The sequence below is a fragment of the Roseiconus lacunae genome (assembly GCF_008312935.1).
Lineage (GTDB): Bacteria > Planctomycetota > Planctomycetia > Pirellulales > Pirellulaceae > Stieleria > Stieleria lacunae.
Genome location: NZ_VSZO01000014.1, coordinates 348808 through 370670, shown reverse-complemented (window position 1 = coordinate 370670; position 21863 = coordinate 348808). Strand labels below are relative to the sequence as shown.

Below are 21863 nucleotides of genomic sequence, written 5' to 3'. Positions count from 1 at the left end.
TGACTCAACAGGAAGCAACGCTTCAATTTCACCACCAAAACATCACGAAGACCCGCAGCGGACTGTCGCCAGCCGCTGCGGGTTTTTTCGTGCGATTCTCCCGTAGCCGAATGCGCCGAGCGTTTCGGTGATGCCCCATCATCCGCTAAGCATACGCAGCTCCGCAAACTAGACCAAAAGCCTCCACGGCTTCCGCTACGGCTGTTCGCTTTATTTCGTCCCCACTCCAATACAAAAAAAAATGCCGAGCCCCCGCTGTACGGATCACTCGGCACGTTACTTTTGCCACTGCTTTGTGGCTTTGTTTGATTTGCGCTAGCGTCTTGCGGCTAGCTCGACCATCGGTCGATTTAACCTTCGCCTAACGTGTCATTCTCCGCGGCTTCCATCTCGGCCTCGTATTCGGCGTCTTGGGCTGCGATTTCTTCTGGCGTCATGGTTTGCTCGATCGCTTCTGGTTGGGAGCTTGAACACCCGACAGCGAAAATAGTCAAAAGAAGCGAGCTTAGCAGATAGTGTTTTTTCATTGGAAAACTAGTGAAAGGGGCCGCAGAACAAGGACTGCAGCAGCGAGTATCAAAACGAAAACAACTCTCGTCCGACTGGCGCCGGACGAGAGATCAGATTTGCTGTCGACAGCGTGCTATTGGTTCAACGCCATGTCAATCGTTTCACCTTGGGCGCGTGAACCGAGAGCGCCCCAGAGTCCATACGGGCTAGGGACTCCGGCGATATTCGTGAATCCTGACGGTCCGTCTCGACAAACCGTTGGCTCAGTTTGATCACCTGATTCGATGCTGTCCGTGATAAAGATCACAGCGCCGTCCCCCATGAGGACGTGCGCCCCGCCTTTGTGCCGGCTGCTCATCGACCAAAATCCGTGATTCCCGTCGGCATTGTTCCGAACGCAACTCGGACTGTTGGGGGGCAGAATGGTTTGAACGCCGGCATACGCGATTTGGCCATCAGCCCAGCGTGCGCCTCGACCATTATTGATCCCACCGTTGACCGTCGCCGTCGTTGAAAAGAATCGAGGGCGTTCGGGGTCAATATGAGCCCCTTGGGCACACTCCGCTGGGACACCAATGTGTTCGCCCGCCCCAGAGAGCAACAGCGCGGTATGGCTACGAACATAATCCGCGTTCGTCTCGCGTTGGCCCAGCGAAGTATTGATCTCGCCGCAGGCGACCGTGTTGGACAATCCGTCAAGAACGTCGCGGAAACGCATGTCGGTACGAGCGTGGAAAAATCCCCGCTGGGCAGCAGATGCCCGTGTCACCATCCAGGTTTCGTCAAAGTCATTGGCAACGTCATTTCCGTTGTTGATGAACCCGCGTTCGTTTCTTCCGCCGTTCCAGGCGTAGTTGAACGTGTCACCGTAACAAGCGGCGTAGTTGGTCCGTCCCAGCTGAACACCAAATCCAGGGTCGCTGGGGCATCGAAACGACGGCACACGAGTCGCCCATGGGCGATATTGCTGACGCCAAGGTGCTGGTCCCATCGGAGGCCACCTTCCGTTACGGACTTCGGTTGGCATCGTGTTGATTCCCGGTGCCAAATCGACGCTCGCATTCGAAATCGCATCCCAGAGACCTTGCTGCTCAATAAACGGAAGCAAGGAAACCAAGTAGCTTAGACGTCTGCGACTGCTATTGTAGGTGATGTCACCAACCCAACTACGATCTGTTCCGGTCATGTTCACCGGCAGCTGCTTAAACGCGCTGTGATAGTTGTGAATCGCAAGACCGATTTGCTTGAAGTTGTTGCTGCAGGACATGCGGCGAGCGGCTTCGCGTGCCGCTTGAACGGCCGGCAATAAAAGGCCGACCAAAATTCCAATGATGGCAATGACGACAAGAAGTTCCACAAGCGTGAAACCCTCTCGTTGACGGTGTGGGTGCTTCATCAGTTCACCTTTACGAGAATTGGGAAAGAAGTCCATGACGCAGAAGATACGAACACTGCGTCCGTGCATGAGCCGAAAGCGTCTCCCCCCAAACTATTGGAATCACCAATGCCATGTCGGTAAAAAATGGCGTCCATGGTGCTTTGCGAGAAAAGAGCAACGACGATCTTTCCTATACGCTTGAGATTCTTTGATGATGGTATTCGCCGAGAGTTCCGACCGGATCAGCGCGGCGCCGACAGCCCCCGTAGCGGAACGCGCCGAGCGTTTCGGTGATGATCGATCAACTGCTAAGCAAACGCAGTCCCGTACCCCAGCCGAAAGCCTCCGCGGCTTCCGCGACGATGATTGACGCGCCACCGATAATCCCTCAGCCGTGAAACACGCTTTTTTAGTTGAATGTTTAACTTTTCTGTTTAGGCAAGGGTTAACGATTGCAACGATCACGACCGATAGAAGGAGTGTTGGTCAAAGAATCGCTTCCCTCGTTCATGTCGTCTTCGACAATCGAGTCTGAACATGTCGCTCGTCCCTCAACACCGTTCGCTTTGGTTTTCGCTCTTTTGCGTTGGCTGCGTCTTCCACTGCTGCATCGAAACGCCCCTGGCCATCGGGCAACGTGCTTCAACGGCTCGGAGGGTCGAGACGACTGGCGATTCAGCACGGGTTACATGGCGACCTGTTTCACAATCGTCGGAGCAGACGGCGAGAACAACGGAGACGAAAGCCGTTCACCAAGTCTCGCATCATGTCGAACGAATCGACCATGGCGAAGTGATTTATCACGAATCTGGAATGGACGATTGCTCGGCGTGTGATTCGATGGGCACTGCCTGTGATTCCATGGGCTGCACCATGCCACGAAACCGAATCCGAGCGCCCTTTGCACATTTAAACTACCGGATCCACGCCGATTACCTACTTTGGTCGCTCGGCGGATTCGACTTGCCCGCGTTAGTCACGACGAGTCCCGTTGGCACTTCGACGGCGAACGCTGGAATTTTGAATCGCTCAGGGACAAGCGTTCTGTTTGGTGATGAAAATGTCGGCGACGACATGCGATCGGGGCTTCGCCTGACGCTGCAATGGGACGATCGTTGCGAAACGGAAGGATTTGACCTCAGCTTTCTCGGCATCTTCGAAGACAACGAGACATTTCAAGATAGCCGAGCAGTCTTAGCACGCCCTGTCTTCGATACCGGAACCGGAACAGAATCGGCTCTCTTGGTGGCCCACCCCGACTTTCTGTCCGGGTCGGTTCGGGCGAATGTTGAAAGCAGTTTGTACGCATTCGATGTAATGCGACGTCAGCGGATTTGCAGTGCGGTTTGCGACAATTTGGATCTATCGTTCGGTTACCGGCACGGACGTCTTGATGAGGCACTTCAGCTAAGTCAGCAGTCAACATTCACACAGGCGCAAGGGCCCATCGTTGCAGAAACAGCCCGTAGCCTTGCTGATTCGTTCGAAACAGACAACCGATTCAACGGTGCCCAATTCGGATTGCGATACCAGTCGCGGTATGCCAACGGCGTTTATTTGTCGGCGAACGCAAAACTTGCTTTCGGAGTCAATCAAGCGGAAGCTCGAATCGATGGGCAAACGACAACCACCGTTCCTGGAATCGGATCCTCGACCACGACCGGAGGTCTATTGGCTCAGTCAACTAACATTGGCAGCTATGACCAGTCGGATTTTTCCGTCATCCCCGAGTTTGGCATCACTCTATCGACCTACCTCGATCGCAATCTGCAAATCGGAGTCGGATACAACCTGTTGATCTGGACCAACGCCATACAAATTGAGGATGCGATTGATCGAACGGTTTCACAGTTTCCCCCGGAATTACCGTCGGGAACGCTCAACCCAGCGTTTGAATTTGACTCGGGAACCTTCATCGCCCATGGCTTGAATTTCAATGCCGTGTTTGCCTTTTAGTGCTGGTTTGCAAGCGAAGGTTTGACGACGATCGATCAACCGGTGGGCGTTCGCCACGGTTGTTGGAACTCAACCGTGGCTAACGCCATGCGGCTTATCTTGAGAACTCAACCGTGGCTAACGCCATGCGGCTTATCTTGAGGACTCAACCGTGGCTAACGCCATACGGCTAAGTTTGAGCTCAGACACTGAACGGGGAAACGCGCCCGCGGCGAGCGTCGCGGGATCATGATTTCGAATTTATCGGTTCCCCGACAGAACCTTGGTTACTGAACGGTAATCGTCAAGACTTGCTCGAACGTCAGTCCGTAGTGATCTTCGGCTTGAACACGAATGCTGTAGGTCGCGGGTGCTCCGCCAGGAATGACCGCGGCGGTTTTCAGTTGACCGTCTTCGATCGTGAACATCGCGTTATCGGTATCACCGGTTCCAGCCACCAAGGTGTAGGTGTGGTCGTCGGACGCGTTGGCGTCCGTTGCCGAAAAATCACCGACGGTGGTGCCCGACGGATCACCGATCGTCACCGTCGACGAACTCAATGCGATCGCGGTCGGGGCGACGTTTGCTTCGGTGACGTTGATCGTGATCACTTCCTCGGTGAACAATCCACCGGCATCTTCGGCACGAACTCGAATCGAGTACATCGACTGGATCGCATCATCGACAGCTTCGGTGATCGTCAGCGTTCCCCCGGCAACCGAGAAAGCACTGTTGTCGGTGTCCCCGGTTCCGGCCACCAACGAATAGGTGATCGTATCGCCGCTATCGGGATCGTCCGCGGAGAAGTCTCCGATGTCGGTTCCCGATGATTCACCGTCGGCGATCGTCGAGAAACTGAGCGCCAAGTTCGACGGGGCTTCGTTGACGTCGGTCACCGTGATGGTGAACGTCTCTTCGAATGTTCCGCCAAAATTGTCTGTCGCTCGGACACGGACGCTGTAGCTCGACTGAGTTTCAAAATCGAGCGTCGTCGCAGTCTGGAGCGTGTCGCCGTCGATTGTGAACGAAGCGTTGTCGGTATCTCCGGTTCCCGCAACCAGTTCAAACGTGTGGGTATCATCGCCATTGGCATCAGTCGCGGTCAATGTTCCGACGTCAGTCCCCGATGCGGCGTCCTCGGCAACCGTATTGGCGGACAAGACGATCGCGGTCGGTGCCGTATTTGCTGCGGTGATATTGATTGTGAACGATTGCTGCGTGGTCAACCCTCCGGCATCTTCGACTTGTACCAAGACCGAGTAAGTCGATTTGGTGGCTTGGTCGGCGGCGAAGGCGGTGACCAGTTCGTCACCCGAGATGGTGAACGAAGCGTTGTCATCGTCGCCGGTTCCGCTGACTAATGTGTACGTGAACGTATCACCTTGATCGGGGTCGTCGTTTGCGAACGCCCCAACGGTTGTCCCCGAGGCTTCCCCGTCGGCGACATGGTTTGACCCCAGTGTCAACGTCGTCGCGGCTTCATTGACATCGGTCACGTTGATGGTGAACGTCTCTTCGACCATCAAGCTACCGCTGTCGGTACTGCGAACGCGGATCGTGTAGGTCGACTTGGTTTCAAAGTCGGGCACGATTGCCAGTTTCAGCTCGTCGCCATCGATCGTAAACGACGCATTGTCATCGTCACCGGTTCCACTGACCAAGGTGTAGGTATGGGTGTCAGAGGTATTCGCATCGGTGGTCGTAAACGTACCGATCGTCGTTCCCGAGGCGGAATTCTCTGCGATCGAGTTGGCCGATAAGGCGATCGCGGTCGGTGCGACGTTGGATTCGGTCACGGTGATCGCGATTTCTTCTTCGGTAAACAATCCGCCCGAATCGGTTGCTCGCACGCGAACGGTGTAGGAACTCTTCTGGAAGAAATCGGCGTTGAATGCCGTCACCAGATCGCTGCCAGAAATGGTGAACGAAGCGTTGTCGTCGTCACCGTCGCCGGCCACCAATGTGTAAGTCACCGTATCACCCGTGTCGGGATCGGTCACCGAAAACGCTCCGACGGTTGTTCCACTGGCCGCACCGTTGGCGACGGTCGCAGAATCGATCGCGAGCGTGCTGGGATCTTCATTGACGTCGGTCACCGTAATCGTGAACGTGTCCTCGACAAAAAGCCCAAAGGGGTCGGTACTACGAACACGAACGGTGTAGGAAGACTTGGTTTCGAAGTCCAGCGTCGTGTCAAGCTGCAGCTCATCACCCGAGATCGTAAACGACGCGTTATCGGTGTCTCCGGTGCCAGCAACCAAAGTGTACGTAAACACGTCGGTTGCGTTGGCATCGGTGGTGGATAGAGTTCCGATCGCCGTACCAGCCGTCGCATCCTCGGCAACCGTGTTGCTCGACAGTGCAACAGCCGTCGGCGCGACGTTGGTGCTCGTCACGGTGATCGTAAACGTTTCTTCGGTCGTCAGTCCGCCGGCGTCTTCGACCTGGACGCGAACCGAATAAGACGACTTTGTCGCTTGATCAGCAACGAATGCGGTCACGAGTTGTCCGTTGGAGATCGTGAATGACGCGTTATCCGTATCACCTGTCCCCGAAACCAATGTGTAAGTCAGCGTATCACCGCTATCGGGATCATCACTTGAGAATGCACCGACGGTCGTACCGCTTGCTTCGCCGTCGGCGACGCTGGAGTGATCCAGCGTAATCGTCGTGGCCGCTTCGTTGACATCGGTAACGGTGATCGTCAACACTTGCTCGACGAACAAACTGGTCGAATCGGTGCTGCGAACGCGAATCGTGTAGGTTTCCTGCGTTTCGAAATCAAACGATTCGGTTGTGATCAGCGAGTCACCGGAAATCGTGAATGAGCCGTTGTCGTCATCGCCGTCACCGGAGACCAAGGTGTAGGTATGAGTGTCACCCGAATTTGAGTCGGTTGTCGAAAGTGTTCCAACCGTAGTCGATGTATTGCTATTTTCGGCCACCGTGTCGCTGCTGAGCGCGATCGCGGATGGGGCCGAGTTGCCCTGTGTGATCGTAAAGACTTGCTCAAAAGTTGCCCCGCCCGAGTCGGTCGTCCGAACACGAACGCTGTAGCTCGACTGTGACGAGAAATCGATCGTTGCCGCGGTGACTAAGTCATCACCATCGATTGCGAACGAAGCATTGTCAGTGTCCCCGGTCCCACTGACTAGGCTGTAAGTGAACGTGTCGCTTGCGTCTACATCGGTCGAAGTCAGTGTACCGACAACGGTGCCCGAGACGGCATTATCGCCTACGGTCGAGTTACTCAACGCGATCGCGGTCGGAGCTTCATTGACATCGCTCACCGTGATCGTGAATGTCTGGGTGGTCGACAGTCCGCCGGCATCGGTACTGCTGATCACAACGCTGTAGCTAGCTTTGGTTTCAAAGTCCAACGCCGTGCCGACTTGCAACGTATTTCCTGAAATCGTGAATACATTGCTAGAAGTGTTGCCGTCGATCGAAACGATCGCGTACGTGTGTGTATCACCGCTATCAGGGTCGGTAGTACTGAGCGTGCCGACGGTCGTTCCGGTCGCGCTATTCTCCGGCACTGAGGTACTGTCAATGGCGATCGCCGTCGGTGCCGAATTGTTATGTTCGACTGTGATTGTGAATGTTTCTTCGATGAATCGACCGGTCGAGTCAGTTGATCGAACTCGAATCGTTAGCTCATCGTCGACTGACGCATCAAAGTTTGCGGCAGTGACAAGTGAATTCCCACTGATCGTAAAGGAACTGTTGTCGGTCGAACCGCTTCCGCTGACCAGTGTGTAGGTGTGTGTGTCACCACTGTCGGGATCGGTGGTCGAGAATGTTCCCACCGTCGTGCCGATAGCGACCGAATCATTGATCGTGTCTTCCGAAAGAGCGACTGCCGTGGGGGCCTGTGCGTCGGGAAGATCAGGGATATTGGGCGTCGACAGTCCAACGACTTGGCGCAACAAATCGCTGGAGTCGAGGGGGCTCAGCTCGCCATTGCCGCTGACATCGCCGATCAACATGGGATCGATCGTCGGATACAACATCGTCGAAGCCGACGTTGCCGTAGGGTCATTGAAGACGAAACCAGAATCGAGTTCGACCCCGACGCGTGAAATCAGGCGTGCGTCCTCGGCGTCGTAGCGTTGGTTGCGGTTGGCATCACCGGGAAAGGCGACGACCTGAATCGCATCGTCAGTATTGGCAGTCAACGCGCCCGCGTTGACTTCGATCGCCGTGATCTCGATTGCCTGCATCGCCCCATAAGTCGCGTCTTCGGGGACCGAGGCAATGATGTCGATAATATCCGCCTGGCCAGCCGACATCGGGCCGACGCTGAAGAACGAAATCGTTGCGACGCCCGGCGTGTCCAAGTTCGCTTGGACCTGGCTACCCGTGGGAGCGTCTGTGCCGAGCTGAACCGAACTGATGTCAAGCAAGTCTGGATCGAATTCAATGGTCAGCGTGACCGAGGTGACGCCGTCGGCATCACTCAGTTGGATCGGCAATCCCGGAGGCAGCGCGGTACCGCTTTCCGATGCCGGGACCTGGATCGCTTGGGTTGGCCCGCGAACAACGTCAGGCAACCCGACAGTCAAAGTGCCTGGCGTCGTTACGGTGAAGGTGTCAACAAAGTTGCCACCGGCAGTCGAATTATTGTCACCGTCAAGTAGTTCGCCATCTGCGAGGTCCGTGAATCCGTCCGCGGCACTACGCAGGGTTACTGTGTACGTGTCGGCGGGAAGCGCGTCACCGGTCGCGACGAAGGTCAACGTCGTACCGTCGATGATCAACGATCCCTCCACGGCACCACCGCTAGCTCCGGTTACGGTGACATCGGCATCGCCGGCGAGACCGTTCTCGGAATCGTACAGATTAATTTTCGACGCATCGATCTCTTCGCTCAGCTCGGCAACGAAACCGCTCGGCGTGGGCGTAAAGGATGCAACCGTGGCGGCGAGCACTCGACGTGACTCGAGGGCCTCCAATCGGGCTTTCCGTCCGCGGCGACTGGCGATGCGGTGGCGGTTGGATGCGAGGCGTTGTGGCTTAACGAGCGAAATCAGGGCTTTCGTAACTTGACGCATATCGATGGGGACCTATGCCGGTCGTTGCCGGGTTCAACGGGATGTTGCAGTCCTTCGCGAAGTTAGCCGTCAATGAAGAATCCATTCGCTGACGGAAGGTTGGGGAAAAACGGGCATGAAGCCGCCTGTCCTTCTGTGGCGGAATCTTTTCGATCAATGTCACACCACTTCCGATAATTTTTTCTCGCCAACCCGAAAAACAATCAACATTCATGAGAAGGTAAGTCACGCTGTGACATTCGCCGACAAAAAACCTACTAATGATTCAACGGGCGGACTGATGACGGTCCTCCCGACGAATGATTGACTAGATAATCACCCACCGAGAGTGTCCCATGATCCGACGCCGCCCGAATTTCCAGTCGTTGACGGCGCGCCGACTGCTCGCAGCCGTCGACATCCCCGACGATTTAACCGCCGCACCAGCTGCCACGGTTTCCGTTCCTGTCAATATTGATGATGCGACCGGCGTTCGCGGCGCCGAGATCCGTCTGGAATTCGATCCCGATCTATTGGAATTGAATCAAGATGATGTCACCGCCGGCGAAATCTGGGATGGTGCCAGCGATACCCAAGTCACCGTTAATATCGATCAAGCCACCGGGTCTGTCGTCATCTTCGTCTCCGCGTCGGCCGCGATTACATCCGGAGAAGGCTCGTTGGTCGAGTTGAACTTCTCGGTCGCCGACACCGCCACGATCGGAGACACCTCCGATTTGGATCTGACCTCCGTCGTTCTTAACGAAGGCCAAGTTGCCGTGTCTCCCGCACCGATCTCCGGCAGCGATCAGACCGACGGTGTGCTGACGATTACTAACGGCGGCACCGATTCGATTTCGGGCTTCGTGTTCGCCGACGCCAACGGCAATGGTGAATTAGATTCCGGCGAAGCGATCGGCGGTGTCACGATCGTGTTGACCAACACCGGCACGGACCAACAATTTGAAACGGTGACCGATGCCGACGGGTCCTATTCGTTTACCGATCTGGCCGCAGGAAGCTACACCGTCGCTCAACAGCAACCTGTCGCTTACCAAGATGGTGGCAACAACGTGCTGTCAGTAACGCTAGCGACCGGAGACGCCATCGAAGATCAAAACTTTGTTGAAGTTGGCCTGCTGCCTCAGTACGTGTACACACGACTCATGACCACCTTAGTCATGCCCGTCGGTTCGACGTCATGGTCAAATGAAATCGAACGGATCACGACGGCTGCGAATTCGGGTGCTGCGATCACCGCTCCCCCGGCGACCACGGCGACATCCATGTCCGGCGTCGCGAGTACCGAATTTTCGACCTCTGAGACGCAAATCGCAGAATCTCAGTCATCCGAAGACGCAGAAATGTCAGCGATGACGACCGCAGAAACGGGCGGTCTGCAAAGCGTGATGACTGCGGAAGCCGAAATCGTGTTCGCTCCGCCGGTCGACGTCATCGACGAAGTCCTCGTGCTGCCCGAACCGATTGAAACCGTTGCAGACCAATCGCCCCCGATCGATGTCACCCCAGTCGTGACGACCAACGTACTGGCCGAAGACCCGACGACCGAACCGGTTTCCGGGGCTGTCGTTGAAGCAGACGAGGATCGCGAAGAGGCGATCGACCAAGTCCACACGTCGGAGCTTTGGTAACAGCGAATCTTTGCTGAAGGAAAGCGGCTTTCTTCTCCACCCGGCCGCTTTCCCGGTTCGCCACCGGACTTTTCCGATCGTCGCGACAGGGATCGATCCGCCAGGAAGTTCGTACGTTGGGCTTGCCTTCGAACCAAGCGACTGAGTACATCGCAGAGGTACACCGTCACCTGTTTGACGGAATGCTTCTCTTTTCTCAATCGAAGATCGTATGGTCAAACGCACGCGTAAGCCGGTTGCGGAATCGCTTGAATCCCGGCGCTTGATGGCTGCGGTTTCCATGGATGCCCACTGGGACCACCACGCCAAACAAATCACTGCCCCCCTTCAAATCGAAAACGCTTCGGGCGTCCGAGCTGCCGAGGTGCGGATTCAATATGACCCCCAAGTCTTGACGACGGACGCAAGTAACATTCGTGTCGGCGACTTTTGGGAAGACAACGCTGGCTTGGTTGTCAACGTCGATCAAGAACAAGGCACGATCATTGCGTTTGTTTACACCGCCCAGGCAGTCGATCAGACCGACGGAGACGTGATCGAAATTGATTTTGAATACCGAACATCACAGGCTCGACGTCTCCCGACGACGATCGACGTGCAAGAAGTCGAGCTAAACGAGGGCCAAATCGGGCTCGACAACGCCCCGGTGACTGGTGAAGACAACGTCGACCGAACGCTCTCCCCCATGCCACAGCGTCTGGATTTCCAACGGGGAAATCGACACACCGATCGATTCGGACAGCCACCTTGGTGGCGAACGTTGCGACCTGCCGACGTCGACGTGATGTTTGGTGATCGAATGGCCGACGATGCTTGCGGGTCGATCTACGGACCTCAACTTCCTTCACGTCGATCTTAACCAACGGCATTGAAAGGGCGTTCAAAACAGGTCTGCTAACGGACCTTGCGCCAAACCGCACCGAGAAGCCAAATCGCCTTAGCCGACCTTCATCGCTTCACGGTTGAGCGTCGCTGCGATCGGTGACTCCGATGCTTTTCGATGCCTACGAAACTCAGCCGGCGACTGACCATTCCAACGTCGAAATGCGGTGCTAAACGATGACGGAGACTCGTAGCCCACAAGCACGGCGATATTGGAGATCTCCAAATTGCTCTCGTGCAGCAAGCGACTTGCTTTTTGCATCCGAAGATCCGTCACATACTGCAACGGCGGTTGCCCTAGTAGGTTGCGGAATCGGTCCGAAAATGCGGACTTGGAAACCCGGGCCATTCGAGCCATTTGAGGCACGGTCCACTGAGACTCCGGTGACGCGAGCACTTGATTGAGCACCGGTCCGACGACGGTGTCGGTCATCGCTTTCACGACGCGAAGCGGTGCCGATCCGTCATTACGACTTGAGTTCATTCGCAACTGGGCCGACAGCGTACGAATGAAAACCAGTTCTGACAGCTTTCTCACCATCGCCTGCCAACCCGGTTCGCCGTCTTGGGCGGTCTGTTGCATCAAGTCAACCAGCGGTAGGCAGGACTTCAATTCGGCATCGCGACGATGGTTTAAATGGACCAAGTTCGGCAAGCCGATTGACAGCGGATTGGCCGCCAATTGCTCCAACTCGAATTGTGCGTAGACAACCTCACAATCGTCTTGGCTGGCAGGCGCGGTAGGCCAAAAGGACGATGACAAACGCTCTGCGACCGGTTCTGCCTGGTTATTGAATTGCTTGACGAAGCGGTGTCCTTCGCCAGAGGCCGTCATGACGTGGTCACCACTAATCACACGGATCGGCGACATTTGCGGAGAGTCGAACACCAACCAGCCGCTTCCCTGGGTGACGACGTACAAACTGACCGTTTTCTCGGGGACTTCGATTCCCCAATTCCCGCTAAGTCGCCACAGGGCGGCGCACCAACCTGGAAGGTACAGTCGCGAAATCAGTTCCGTGATCGGATCGTTTTGCAATGGCGTCATCAGCCGCAACACTTTTTATGAGGCAACGATTCAAGAGGTGCCAAACGCGTGAGCTACACCCGCGGCACAGGTCCGTTGCTTTAAGAGACGGAAACTCCCTCAGGTGTGTCACACCCAATCAAAGAGTTTCCGATTTTCCAACGTCCGCCGACACCGGCCCGATTGGCCGATTGCCACGGATTCCGTGCGACAACCGGGCTTGCGATCATCCATTGATAAGCCGAACCCAACTATCTGAATCAGACGCAACGTTTGCTGCATCGAATCGCCCACCGATCGTTGACTATTCAGCTACGCCGACAGCCAATGTCGACTGCCGGGGACCGTGCGTGGCCTACTCCTGAGGGTCACCAACTTCATCGGAATCGGATGCCGACGTCGTCAGCAACAGGCTCCCGGCGACCAATAAACCACTCCAAGAGACCCCATGAGGCTGAGGTTCATCAGCCTGATCCTTCCGGGTAATTCGTTTGGATTTCAAAGCATCCGGTCGCTCCCACCGCGACACCAACTCGGACGACGGATCGGATTCTAGATCGGAGTCCAACCCCGGGGCATCGGCAAGTTGGAAATTTCGAATATGTCCGACATTCGGATCGAGCTGAATCCTCAATCCGGTTTGGCCGCGGTTCTCAAGAGAACTAGGCAGTTGGTTACTCGCAATTTTGATCAAGCCCCCGTCAGGGGTAGTCGGTGATGTGACCGGACGAGCGTCTGGATGAGCAATTGGCGCCGTCGGCCCCCCGACTTCAGTCGGCGCCGTTGCTGGCGCAGCCTGCAAATCGATGTGCCAAATGTTGTTTGATAAACGTGCCGGTGGTGGCGCATCGGCATCACTTTCCAAACTGAAACTTTTTAATTCGATCAAACCACCTTCGTCATCATCGTCCTCGATCGGTTCCAAATCGCGGGGCAAGGCGGTCGTGCCGACGTCTGGGTGTCCAAAGGATCGCTCCCATTGCCCCTGATTTTCGGACTGTTCTCGCACAATCGGCTGAGCTGGAATCAAGGCCGGCCCCTGGACCGGCGATGCAGATCGATCCTTCGCCAAGGTATCGAGGGTTTGTTCGAGCAAATTTAGATCCGTATCGGCGGTCTCAACCGGGATCGCGTTCGGGGCATTCACCTGAACCACTTCATTGTCCGGCGACACGGACTCAAATTTCACCAGTGACGGAACAACGGAAACGGCAGACCGAATCGACGGCTGACGCCGCAACGGCTCAAGCCGTGCGAACACCTCGGTGAATTCTAAGTCGTGAGCATGCTCGAATTCTTCCAGTACAAACACCTTGATCGGTTCGCCTTCGAAGGTGAACGCAAATTCATCCCCATGTGCGGGTTCGAATTCAATCGCCAGGCGAGGACGTTGTAGATTCACCACCGTCGAAAACAACGACGCGCCTGTTCGGTAATTGGCTTCCAGCACCGCGTGGCGCGGCGGGACGTCGATTCCGAATTCTAGCGGCTCGATCGTGGCTGCCAGCATCGTCCGCATCTCCAGCCTTTCGACGTTCAAAGGACGTCGGCTGAGCGAGTTTTTTCGGGGCGAGATGCGTTTGCCGGACAACTTCGTTGATTGAATCATGAGTGGTTCGAATTGGTTTCAAACGTTAGATCGTCAAATTCCTTGAAGCGACGTGTTTGGACGCAGAGCCTGGTACTCTGGACGATCAAAAAACTCGTCTGGTGGATCGAACCCCGCACCGATCGCCTTCGTGATCGTTTCTCGGGCCAAACGCACACAATCGTCTCGCGAGTACGTGATCTTTCCTGGCGATGACTTATTCAGACTAATTACCGTCGCTGTGGTGAGGAACTCGTCAGCCACCCCGGATAATCGAGAAGGATCGGAAAGCCACAGGTCACGTCGTTGTAATGTGAACTTAATCGATTCATCGGTCTGACCGTCTTCGCGAAGCAAACGCGCACAATTGAAAAAATGCTTGCTCAGAAATTCACGATAGCGAGGCACTTCGTCGGCTGCCTTATGAGCCGCCTGTTGATATTGCACCGCCATTCGATAAGAACGCAAGGCCTCGGGTAGATCACTCAACTTTTCTTGGACGAATCCCAGGTTGTTATAAATGCCACCAAGCGTACTTTGGATTTCCGCATCGTCGGCAAATTCCGTCGCCAGCGTCTGCTGAAACTGCAATGCCTGGTCGAACGCGTGCCGAGCCGGTTCATATTGCCCTTCGGCGGCGAGAGCCAAACCGAGATTGTTTTCGGTGACCGCTAAGTCCCTCTGATGGGTCATTGCATACGGTTGTCGATCATAAAGCTGGCGTTGAATATCGGCCGCTTGACGGTACGAAAGAATCGCCCCTTCGCTATCGCCGCTGGCCGCCTGAGCCGCGCCGAGGCTATTGAGCGTCAGGCCAACTTGACTCGCCAATTGGGAATCGTTTTCGTTTCTCGCAAGTGCATCCATTTGATAACGCAACGCTTCCCGCGCGTACTCGATCGACTTTTTCGGCGAGTGTTCTGCCAGTAATCCACTTAGGTTTTGGTAGGTCGATGCGAGCTGTCGCTGCAGTTTATCTTCATTGTCTGGACTGTTTTTGTCTTCATCGATCGCAGCGATCAGAAGGCTTTGTTCGAGCATGCGTTCGGATTCTTCGCTCCGCCGTGTTTTTCCAAGCAGCAGCGCGTAATTGCCAAACGCGAGTGACAGTCCCGTGCGCCATTCCGCATTTTCCCTGTCGGATTGAATGAGCAGTTCACCGATTTCGATCGCAGATTGATAGTGTTCTTCGGCGGCCTTGTAACGTCCGGCTCGATCAAGTGCTAGTGCCAGGTTGTTTTCGCTGGTCGCCAACTGATGAACCAAATCCCAATCACCGGGATGTTCCTCGACCAGACGCGTGAACAAGATTCGCGACTCACTCAGCGCTTCGATCGCTTGTTCAGATGAACCGATTTCGTTTTGTAGCGAACCAATCTTTCCATAAGTAACCGCGAGGTCTTTGATCAACTGCGGATCATCGTCGACTTGATCGGCAAACGATTGATAGTAAGCAAGCGTCTCTTGTAGCAGTTGCCTCCGCACCGATTCCGCTTCGGGGATATCGGCGAGCAATTCAGCCATCTTCGCCCCCAACTCATCCACCGTCGTACGCGCCAATTGGCTACTGCGTTTGGCCAGAATCGCGTTTCGATCGGACTCCTGTTTTGCCGCAGCGATGAGGGCGATGCTGACCGCCAATCCGATTAGCAAGACCAAACCGAATGCGACCCCGGCGGCAACGGCGCGTTTACGAGCGACCGCCCACTGAGCCGCTCGGTCCAGGAAGGTGGGATTCCGCGCGATCGTCGGGGTACCATCCAAGACACGCTGCAAGTCTTCGGCAAATTCAAGTGCCGTGTCATAGCGGCTGTCGCGATTCTTCGACATCGCTTTGGCGATCACCGTCTCCAAACTATTGGGAACGTCAGGGCGGTTCGACCTAAGCGGCGTGGGAGAAAGCTCTTCGATCTGTCGTAAAACGACGGGTGTTTCGCCACCATCAAATGCCGGCCGCAGGCACAGCATCTCGTAAAGCGTGACGCCCAGCGAGTAGACATCCGTACGACCATCGACGATCGCCGACTCACCGCGTGCCTGCTCGGGACTCATGTACTTCATCGTACCGACGATGTCACCGGTGCGTGTCATCGTCACGTCCGTTTGGCAACGGGCCAACCCAAAGTCCGTCACCCAAACCTGTCCATCGTTTCCGAGTAACAGGTTTGATGGCTTGATATCGCGATGGACGACGCCGGTTTCATGAGCGGCGTGGAGTGCACCGGCGACCGCAATCCCTTGGCGTACACAAGTTTCGATCTCTGGCAATGATTGGTTGCTTACGTGCGAGGCGATCGATTCTGCGAAGGATTGTCCTTCAATAAACTGCATGGCGTAGTAATGAACGCCGCGATCGACGCCGACGGTATAGACGGGAACAATGTTGGGGTGCTGAAGCTGCGCCGCCGCTTGAGCCTCGTTACGAAATCGAGTGATCTGGCGAGAATCCAAAACCGCCGCAAACGGCAAAAGTTTGATCGCCACCGTTCGATCAAGTGAACGCTGCTGGGCGCGATAAACCACTCCCATCCCGCCGCGACCGACCTCCTCAATCAACTCGAAATCACCGAGCACGGTGTGCGACGTCTCGCCTGTTTCTGAAGCTCGGCCGGCATCTTGGTCGCCGGAGCGAGGTGCGAATCCCGCGGCGACTTGATGCAAATCCTCTAGCCCATGAACGTAATTCGTCAGCGGCTCGGCAAGCTCCGGATCATCCGCGACCAAGTCCGCGACATTCGGCGGGGTACCGCGTTCCAATCCGACCAAGTACTCATCCAGAAGGACGGCCAATCGATCACGTTGTCCGTCAGTTAGATTCCTCGTCGCAGACGGCTCGACACTGAGGTCAAAACCGGAAACTGAAAAATCGTTCATCGAACCGCCCGTGATTACGCTTGAGCCCATTGATTACGCTTGTGGTTGTGCACAAGTTTTTTTGAACTTGTCCATCGCTCGTAACCACAACATTCGAACCGTGCCCGGTCGCCGATCCAAACGCTCGGCGATCTCGTTGAACGAAAGCCCCTGTAAATTGCGAAGCACGATCACGTCGCGGTACTCTGGACGCAGCTTGGCGAGCTGATCGGCCAACTCAACGGCTCGCTCGCGACGGCGAGCCGGCTCACTCGGTGAAGGCCCCCGATCGGCGAAGACGTTGGCAAGCTGACAAACACTTTCGTCAAGTTGGGCGCTGACCGCCTCGATCGAAATCTCGCGCCGCATGTCGCGTTTCTGAGCTTTGAAGTGCGTGTCGATCGCGTCGCGCAAACAGTTCATTAAGATTTGCCGCAGCCAACACAACAACTCCGGCTCGCTGGACCCACGAAAGCGGTCGAAATCCCGATGCGCCGCCAACATTGTTTCCTGAACCAAATCCGATGGGTTCATCCTCCGCCGCAATGGCTGATCGAGCTGCGTCGTTGCCAATACCGTCAAATAGTTCCGGTACAGTTGCAGCAGATCTCCCAGCGGCCCCGAATCCGCATCACGTTCGATCGCTGCCTCGCGAGCCAATTCAAGAAGCTGCGGCATCGACACCGGCAGCTCGGACGATCGCTCTCGTTGACTGGACATTGAATGACGGTCCCAATGGCTTTTGAATCAAATGCGACATTCTGAATGGTGCCCCGGCATTCGGTGCGGTTGCGATCTCACCGAAGACCGCGGAATTTGCACCATTTTGGTGCCGTGGGCGGGAAACAATCTTGCTTGAACCGCCGCTAAACCGAAGCATCACTCTCGCATTTATTTTATCGCTGAATCGTACTGCCCCCGTCAGGGAAGCTCTGTTTTTCCAGCTTCAATCCCCACCGTTTGGTTGTCCTTTGACGACAAACACGAGGATTCGGTTCCCTCTTCCCCACTTGTGTTTCGTCGACACCTGAAATTCAGATTCGCCGAACGGCTTTAGCGCGGTTTTCGTGCAATAGCCGCGGCGATGCCCGTCGGCTGATGGATTGACCCCAAACCAGAGGTCGAGGTGAAACACCCAGAGGGGTCACACTCCTAGGCCGACGGGACAATCGGCAAACCAAACTGGCGAATCACAAGCCTTCGTGATTGCCTTGAAGACCTCGGTTATACCAACAGGGCGTGCAAGTCGTCTGCCGTCAGTTGACTGATCAGACTCTTGTCCTCACCGATGATGGCGTCGGCAAGTTGCTGTTTGCTCCGTTGCAGTTCGATGATTTTTTCCTCGATCGTGTCTTTGCAGATCATTCGATAGGCGTTCACGCAGCGGGTTTGCCCCATGCGATGGGCCCGGTCGATCGCTTGCGCTTCGGTCGCCGGGTTCCACCAAGGGTCAAGAATAAAGACGGATTCCGCAGACGTCAGGTTCAGTCCTGTTCCGCCGGCTTTCAAGCTGATCAAAAACAGCTTGCAATCGTCATCGGATTGGAAACGTTTCACTTTTGCTTCGCGGTTGGTCGTCTGACCGTCAAGATATTCATAGTCCCATCCTTTTGCCCGCAGGTCTTTCTTGACGAGGTGCAGTAATGACGTGAACTGAGAGAAGACGAGCGTTTTACGTCCTTCCTGCATCAACTCGTCGAGTCGTTCGATCAGCTCTTCGACTTTAGAACCGCGCACCTTAGAATTTGGATCAACCAATCGAGGATCGCACGCCGCTTGACGCAAACGCATCAATGCGGCCAACACGTGAATTTTGGCCTTTTTCAATCCGACCTCTTCGACCTTCTGACTGAGCATCATGCGGAAGTGGTCACGTAGTTCGTTGTAGAGCTTTTGGTGCTTCGGGCTCATCGAACAAGCCAACGTTTGTTCGATCTTTTCAGGCAATTCTGTCAGCACCTCCGACTTGGTGCGGCGAAGAATGAATGGCCGTAGCGATTGACTGATCAGACGCACCTGTTCGCGCTCCGAATCGTCCTGCATGTCCGGCAACTGCCGAGTCGTCGGCGTTCGCCCGAGCATGCCAGGGTTAAGAAAATCGAAGATTGACCACAAGTCACCGAGATGATTCTCGACCGGTGTTCCCGTCATTGCCAATCGGTGCTCTGCCCGCAAAATCCGCGACGCCTTTGCGACCTGACTTTTAGGGTTTTTGATTGCTTGCGCTTCATCGAGGATCGCGTAGTCGAAATCTAACTGACGCAATTTTTCGATGTCGATCCGCATCGTTTGATACGTCGTCAGCACAACATCGGCCGACTGTGGGTTAGCGAGAAACGCGTCCCAGTCAAGCTTCCGTTCCGGACCGGTATGATTGCGGATAATTAACTTCGGCGCGAACTTCTGCGTTTCCTCGATCCAATTGAACACCAAACTTTTGGGGACAACGACGATCGACGGTTTGCGGATCTCGTCCTTGCCTGTGCGTCGCTTGCGACGTGACTCCAACATTGCGAGGACCTGGATCGTTTTCCCCAGGCCCATATCATCTGCCAGGCATCCGCCGCAACCGAGTTGGTTCAAGAACTTTAGCCAACCGAGCCCAAGACGTTGATACTCGCGCAAGTCACCGCGAAAGCTTTTAACCGAGTTGGCAGCTTTGATCCCGGTGAAGGACTTGATCTGTTTGAGAAACTTCAAATAGTTCCGATCGAAGTCGACGTCTTCGACTTCAGACAGCAGCAGGTCCAACATCAACCCTTGTGATCGATGGAAACGCAATTTGTCGTCGATCGATTCGGCTGACTTTTCTATCCCACCGAACTTGGACAACCATTGGATCGGGATCATTCCGACCGAACCATCATCTAGCTGGATCGTTTGTTGGCCATTACCGATCGCTTGCAAAAGCGTCGGCAAGGCAACGCTCTGTTCGTTGAACTCCACCTCGCCGTCTAAATCAAACCAATCAACGTCACTGGTAGTCACGCTCGCCCGAAAGTTTGATGCTTGCCGCAGCGGGGCGCCCTGAGCATTAATTTCCCATCCCGCGTTCTGCATCGTTTCAACGAAGCGCAAGAAATCGCTGGGTGCAAGCGTGACATTCGATTGGTAACCATCGTCAAACCGCAAGGGCAACTGATCGAAGTCAATTTTCGAAATCAGCTCTTGTTCGGCGGCTACGTTACGGCGAATCAAGCGTTTTTCTTCGGCCTCATACCACCATTGAGTCGCCGCATCGAAGAGCAGTTCGCGATCCGGGTAGGATGCTTTAAAAGAAACGCGATAACTGCTGGACCGATGCTCAAGCTGGGTCAACGCACACATCGGCTTCGGCGTAGGCTGGACTGTTTCGATGCCAAACTCTGGATCGAGATCCAAATCGATGTTGATGAAGCGTTGCGAGAGGACCTGGATCACGTCCTCGAGGTCCTCCCTGGGTGCGACGATTGCCTTGGAAGCTCCCCACGACTTGAGCAGGTCGATCGAATCGGGGCTGAGCGTCGCCAAACATGTCGCGAACTGGTCGCCCAATTCGCGATCATCAGTCTGTCCATCGCCGACCGCAGTTTCCGAGACTTCAGAGCAGTTCTGGTCGGCATCGTGGTGCTGCAATGACAACAATAGACATCCGATCGTTGAACTCCAGATAACATCGCGAGTCGAAAAAAGACCGAACTCTGGAACCACTAATTCAGGCTTGATGATGATCTGTGATTCGACATCGGGATCGCGCCGAACTGCGATACGAAGTTTGGATGAAGCATCAACAGCCAAATGCGAAATTGGTCGGCCGTCTTCAAAAATCGTTTTCGAATCACCAAGCTTCCACGCGAAGCGACCGGTATGAAACAGTGAGGTTAATGTTTCACACAGGCTGTTTGGTGACACCGAGAATTGACGGTACTCCGCTGGCTGATAGGAATAGCGATAGTACCTTTGTTCTTCTTCGATCGGAGTCAGCATTTCGAAGACGCGTCGCTCCGCGGGATCTGGCAACTCTGCCAAATGCTCGATTGTCATCGCCCGTCCCATCGGTCGACTCCAATCACCATCGTTCTTTCGCGTACTGATCATTGCGGTCAAACGCAGCGAATCTTGATTGATCGGATCACTGGTCGAGAGCACAAACCAGGTCTGCTTGGCCTGAAACGATGCGGGGACGAACGCTTCGGGAAGCCCGAGCGCATTTTCGTCCGAATGATGCGACTGAGGGCTCACACGTTGCAATTGCTGTTGCCAATCTGAATGCGTGGCATCCGGCTTGGTCAGAACACCATTGGCGCGCATCGATCCGTTTGATTGACTACCGAAGAGTTTCCTTAGTGGTCTTCCACAAGACCACTGATCTGGCTCGATCGAATCGATCAACAAATCCGTCGTTAAGACGTCACCGAACGGAGACTCGTACAGTAAGTCCACCTTGGTCATCAGCGCCCAAAGGTGCTTGCAATTGCTGCCGCTCTTGAACGCTTCGCAAGTGCAATAGCCCCCCAGCCAACCCTCGGCAAGCTCCGTAAAATCGAGGAGTACGGCGTGAGGTGACCGGCCTCCGACGCACGCCAACACCCCTTCCGTTCCGGCTTGTTCGATGGAGACACTTTCGAGCATTTTGATACTGATGCCCGCTAGCCGGTCCACATTATGGAATTGATCTTGGACAGCTTCGGACAACATCATGTTTTAGCCCTTCGATTCCGTTGGATCCAACTTTACGAAAGAGGTCGGTTAAGGAAAGAGTCGGACAAGCATAGCCAGGTAAGACCATTCGCCACGATATCCATCCTATCGAGGCGTGCCCCTGATACAAGCCGTCGCGCAAGTGGGCATTCATCCGACCTCCCTCCTCCATTCGACCGGCATAATCGCTTCCTCTTCTCTGATCCGATAGTGACTCGTATTGGCAGAGTGTGATCGAAGCGGTTCCCCCATCTTATTGATCCCCCCAAACCGAATGAACGCTTGCGGTTCAGTTCGCTGCGCCCGGGCCCAATTGGGGATCGCA

At 55.2% G+C, this 21863-nt stretch carries 12 protein-coding genes; 4 read left to right on the top strand and 8 right to left on the bottom strand.

Annotated features, from left to right (window positions below):
* Positions 1-350: 350 nt before the first annotated feature.
* Positions 351-527, bottom strand: coding sequence for a hypothetical protein (locus FYC48_RS27890; protein WP_160149639.1), 177 nt, complete (start codon positions 525-527; stop codon positions 351-353).
* Positions 528-643: 116 nt separating this feature from the next.
* Positions 644-1906: a DUF1559 domain-containing protein gene (locus FYC48_RS19655; protein WP_149498505.1), complete on the bottom strand. Its 1263-nt coding sequence runs from the start codon at positions 1904-1906 to the stop codon at positions 644-646.
* A gap of 193 nt (positions 1907-2099) precedes the next feature.
* On the opposite strand from FYC48_RS19655, the gene FYC48_RS27885 reads away from it, so the two are divergent.
* Both FYC48_RS27885 and FYC48_RS19650 read left to right on the top strand, forming a co-directional pair.
* Positions 2100-2258, top strand: coding sequence for a hypothetical protein (locus tag FYC48_RS27885; protein WP_160149638.1), 159 nt, complete (start codon positions 2100-2102; stop codon positions 2256-2258).
* Between the two features lie 503 nt (positions 2259-2761).
* A complete protein-coding gene (locus tag FYC48_RS19650; protein WP_160149637.1) occupies positions 2762-3844 on the top strand; it encodes a BBP7 family outer membrane beta-barrel protein in 1083 nt (360 codons plus the stop codon).
* A gap of 266 nt (positions 3845-4110) precedes the next feature.
* Here the strand turns inward: FYC48_RS19650 and FYC48_RS19645 are convergent, their stop codons facing one another.
* The gene (locus FYC48_RS19645; protein WP_149498487.1) at positions 4111-8877 is read right to left on the bottom strand and encodes a beta strand repeat-containing protein; all 4767 of its coding nucleotides are present in this window, start codon (positions 8875-8877) and stop codon (positions 4111-4113) included.
* Between the two features lie 335 nt (positions 8878-9212).
* Between FYC48_RS19645 and FYC48_RS19640 the strand changes: the two genes are divergently transcribed.
* Positions 9213-10508: a cohesin domain-containing protein gene (locus tag FYC48_RS19640; RefSeq protein WP_149498486.1), complete on the top strand. Its 1296-nt coding sequence runs from the start codon at positions 9213-9215 to the stop codon at positions 10506-10508.
* A 211-nt stretch (positions 10509-10719) separates the two neighbouring features.
* A complete protein-coding gene (locus FYC48_RS19635; protein WP_149498485.1) occupies positions 10720-11367 on the top strand; it encodes a cohesin domain-containing protein in 648 nt (215 codons plus the stop codon).
* Between the two features lie 78 nt (positions 11368-11445).
* Here FYC48_RS19635 and FYC48_RS19630 read toward each other — a convergent pair whose 3' ends face one another.
* The 5 genes from FYC48_RS19630 to FYC48_RS19610 all read right to left on the bottom strand — a co-directional run bounded on the left by FYC48_RS19630 (position 11446) and on the right by FYC48_RS19610 (position 21538).
* Entirely contained in the window at positions 11446-12438 is a 993-nt protein-coding gene (locus tag FYC48_RS19630) for an AraC family transcriptional regulator (protein WP_149498484.1), read from the bottom strand.
* A gap of 334 nt (positions 12439-12772) precedes the next feature.
* On the bottom strand, positions 12773-14026 hold the full coding sequence (locus tag FYC48_RS19625) for a hypothetical protein (RefSeq protein WP_149498483.1): 1254 nt from the start codon (positions 14024-14026) through the stop codon (positions 12773-12775).
* Between the two features lie 33 nt (positions 14027-14059).
* Positions 14060-16879 (bottom strand): serine/threonine-protein kinase, encoded by a 2820-nt coding sequence (locus FYC48_RS19620; protein ID WP_160149636.1) that lies wholly within the window; start codon positions 16877-16879, stop codon positions 14060-14062.
* A 33-nt stretch (positions 16880-16912) separates the two neighbouring features.
* Positions 16913-17578, bottom strand: a complete 666-nt coding sequence (locus tag FYC48_RS19615) for a sigma-70 family RNA polymerase sigma factor (protein ID WP_149498481.1) — start codon at positions 17576-17578, stop codon at positions 16913-16915.
* Positions 17579-18082: 504 nt separating this feature from the next.
* Positions 18083-21538: a DEAD/DEAH box helicase gene (locus FYC48_RS19610; RefSeq protein ID WP_149498480.1), complete on the bottom strand. Its 3456-nt coding sequence runs from the start codon at positions 21536-21538 to the stop codon at positions 18083-18085.
* Positions 21539-21863 lie beyond the last annotated feature (325 nt).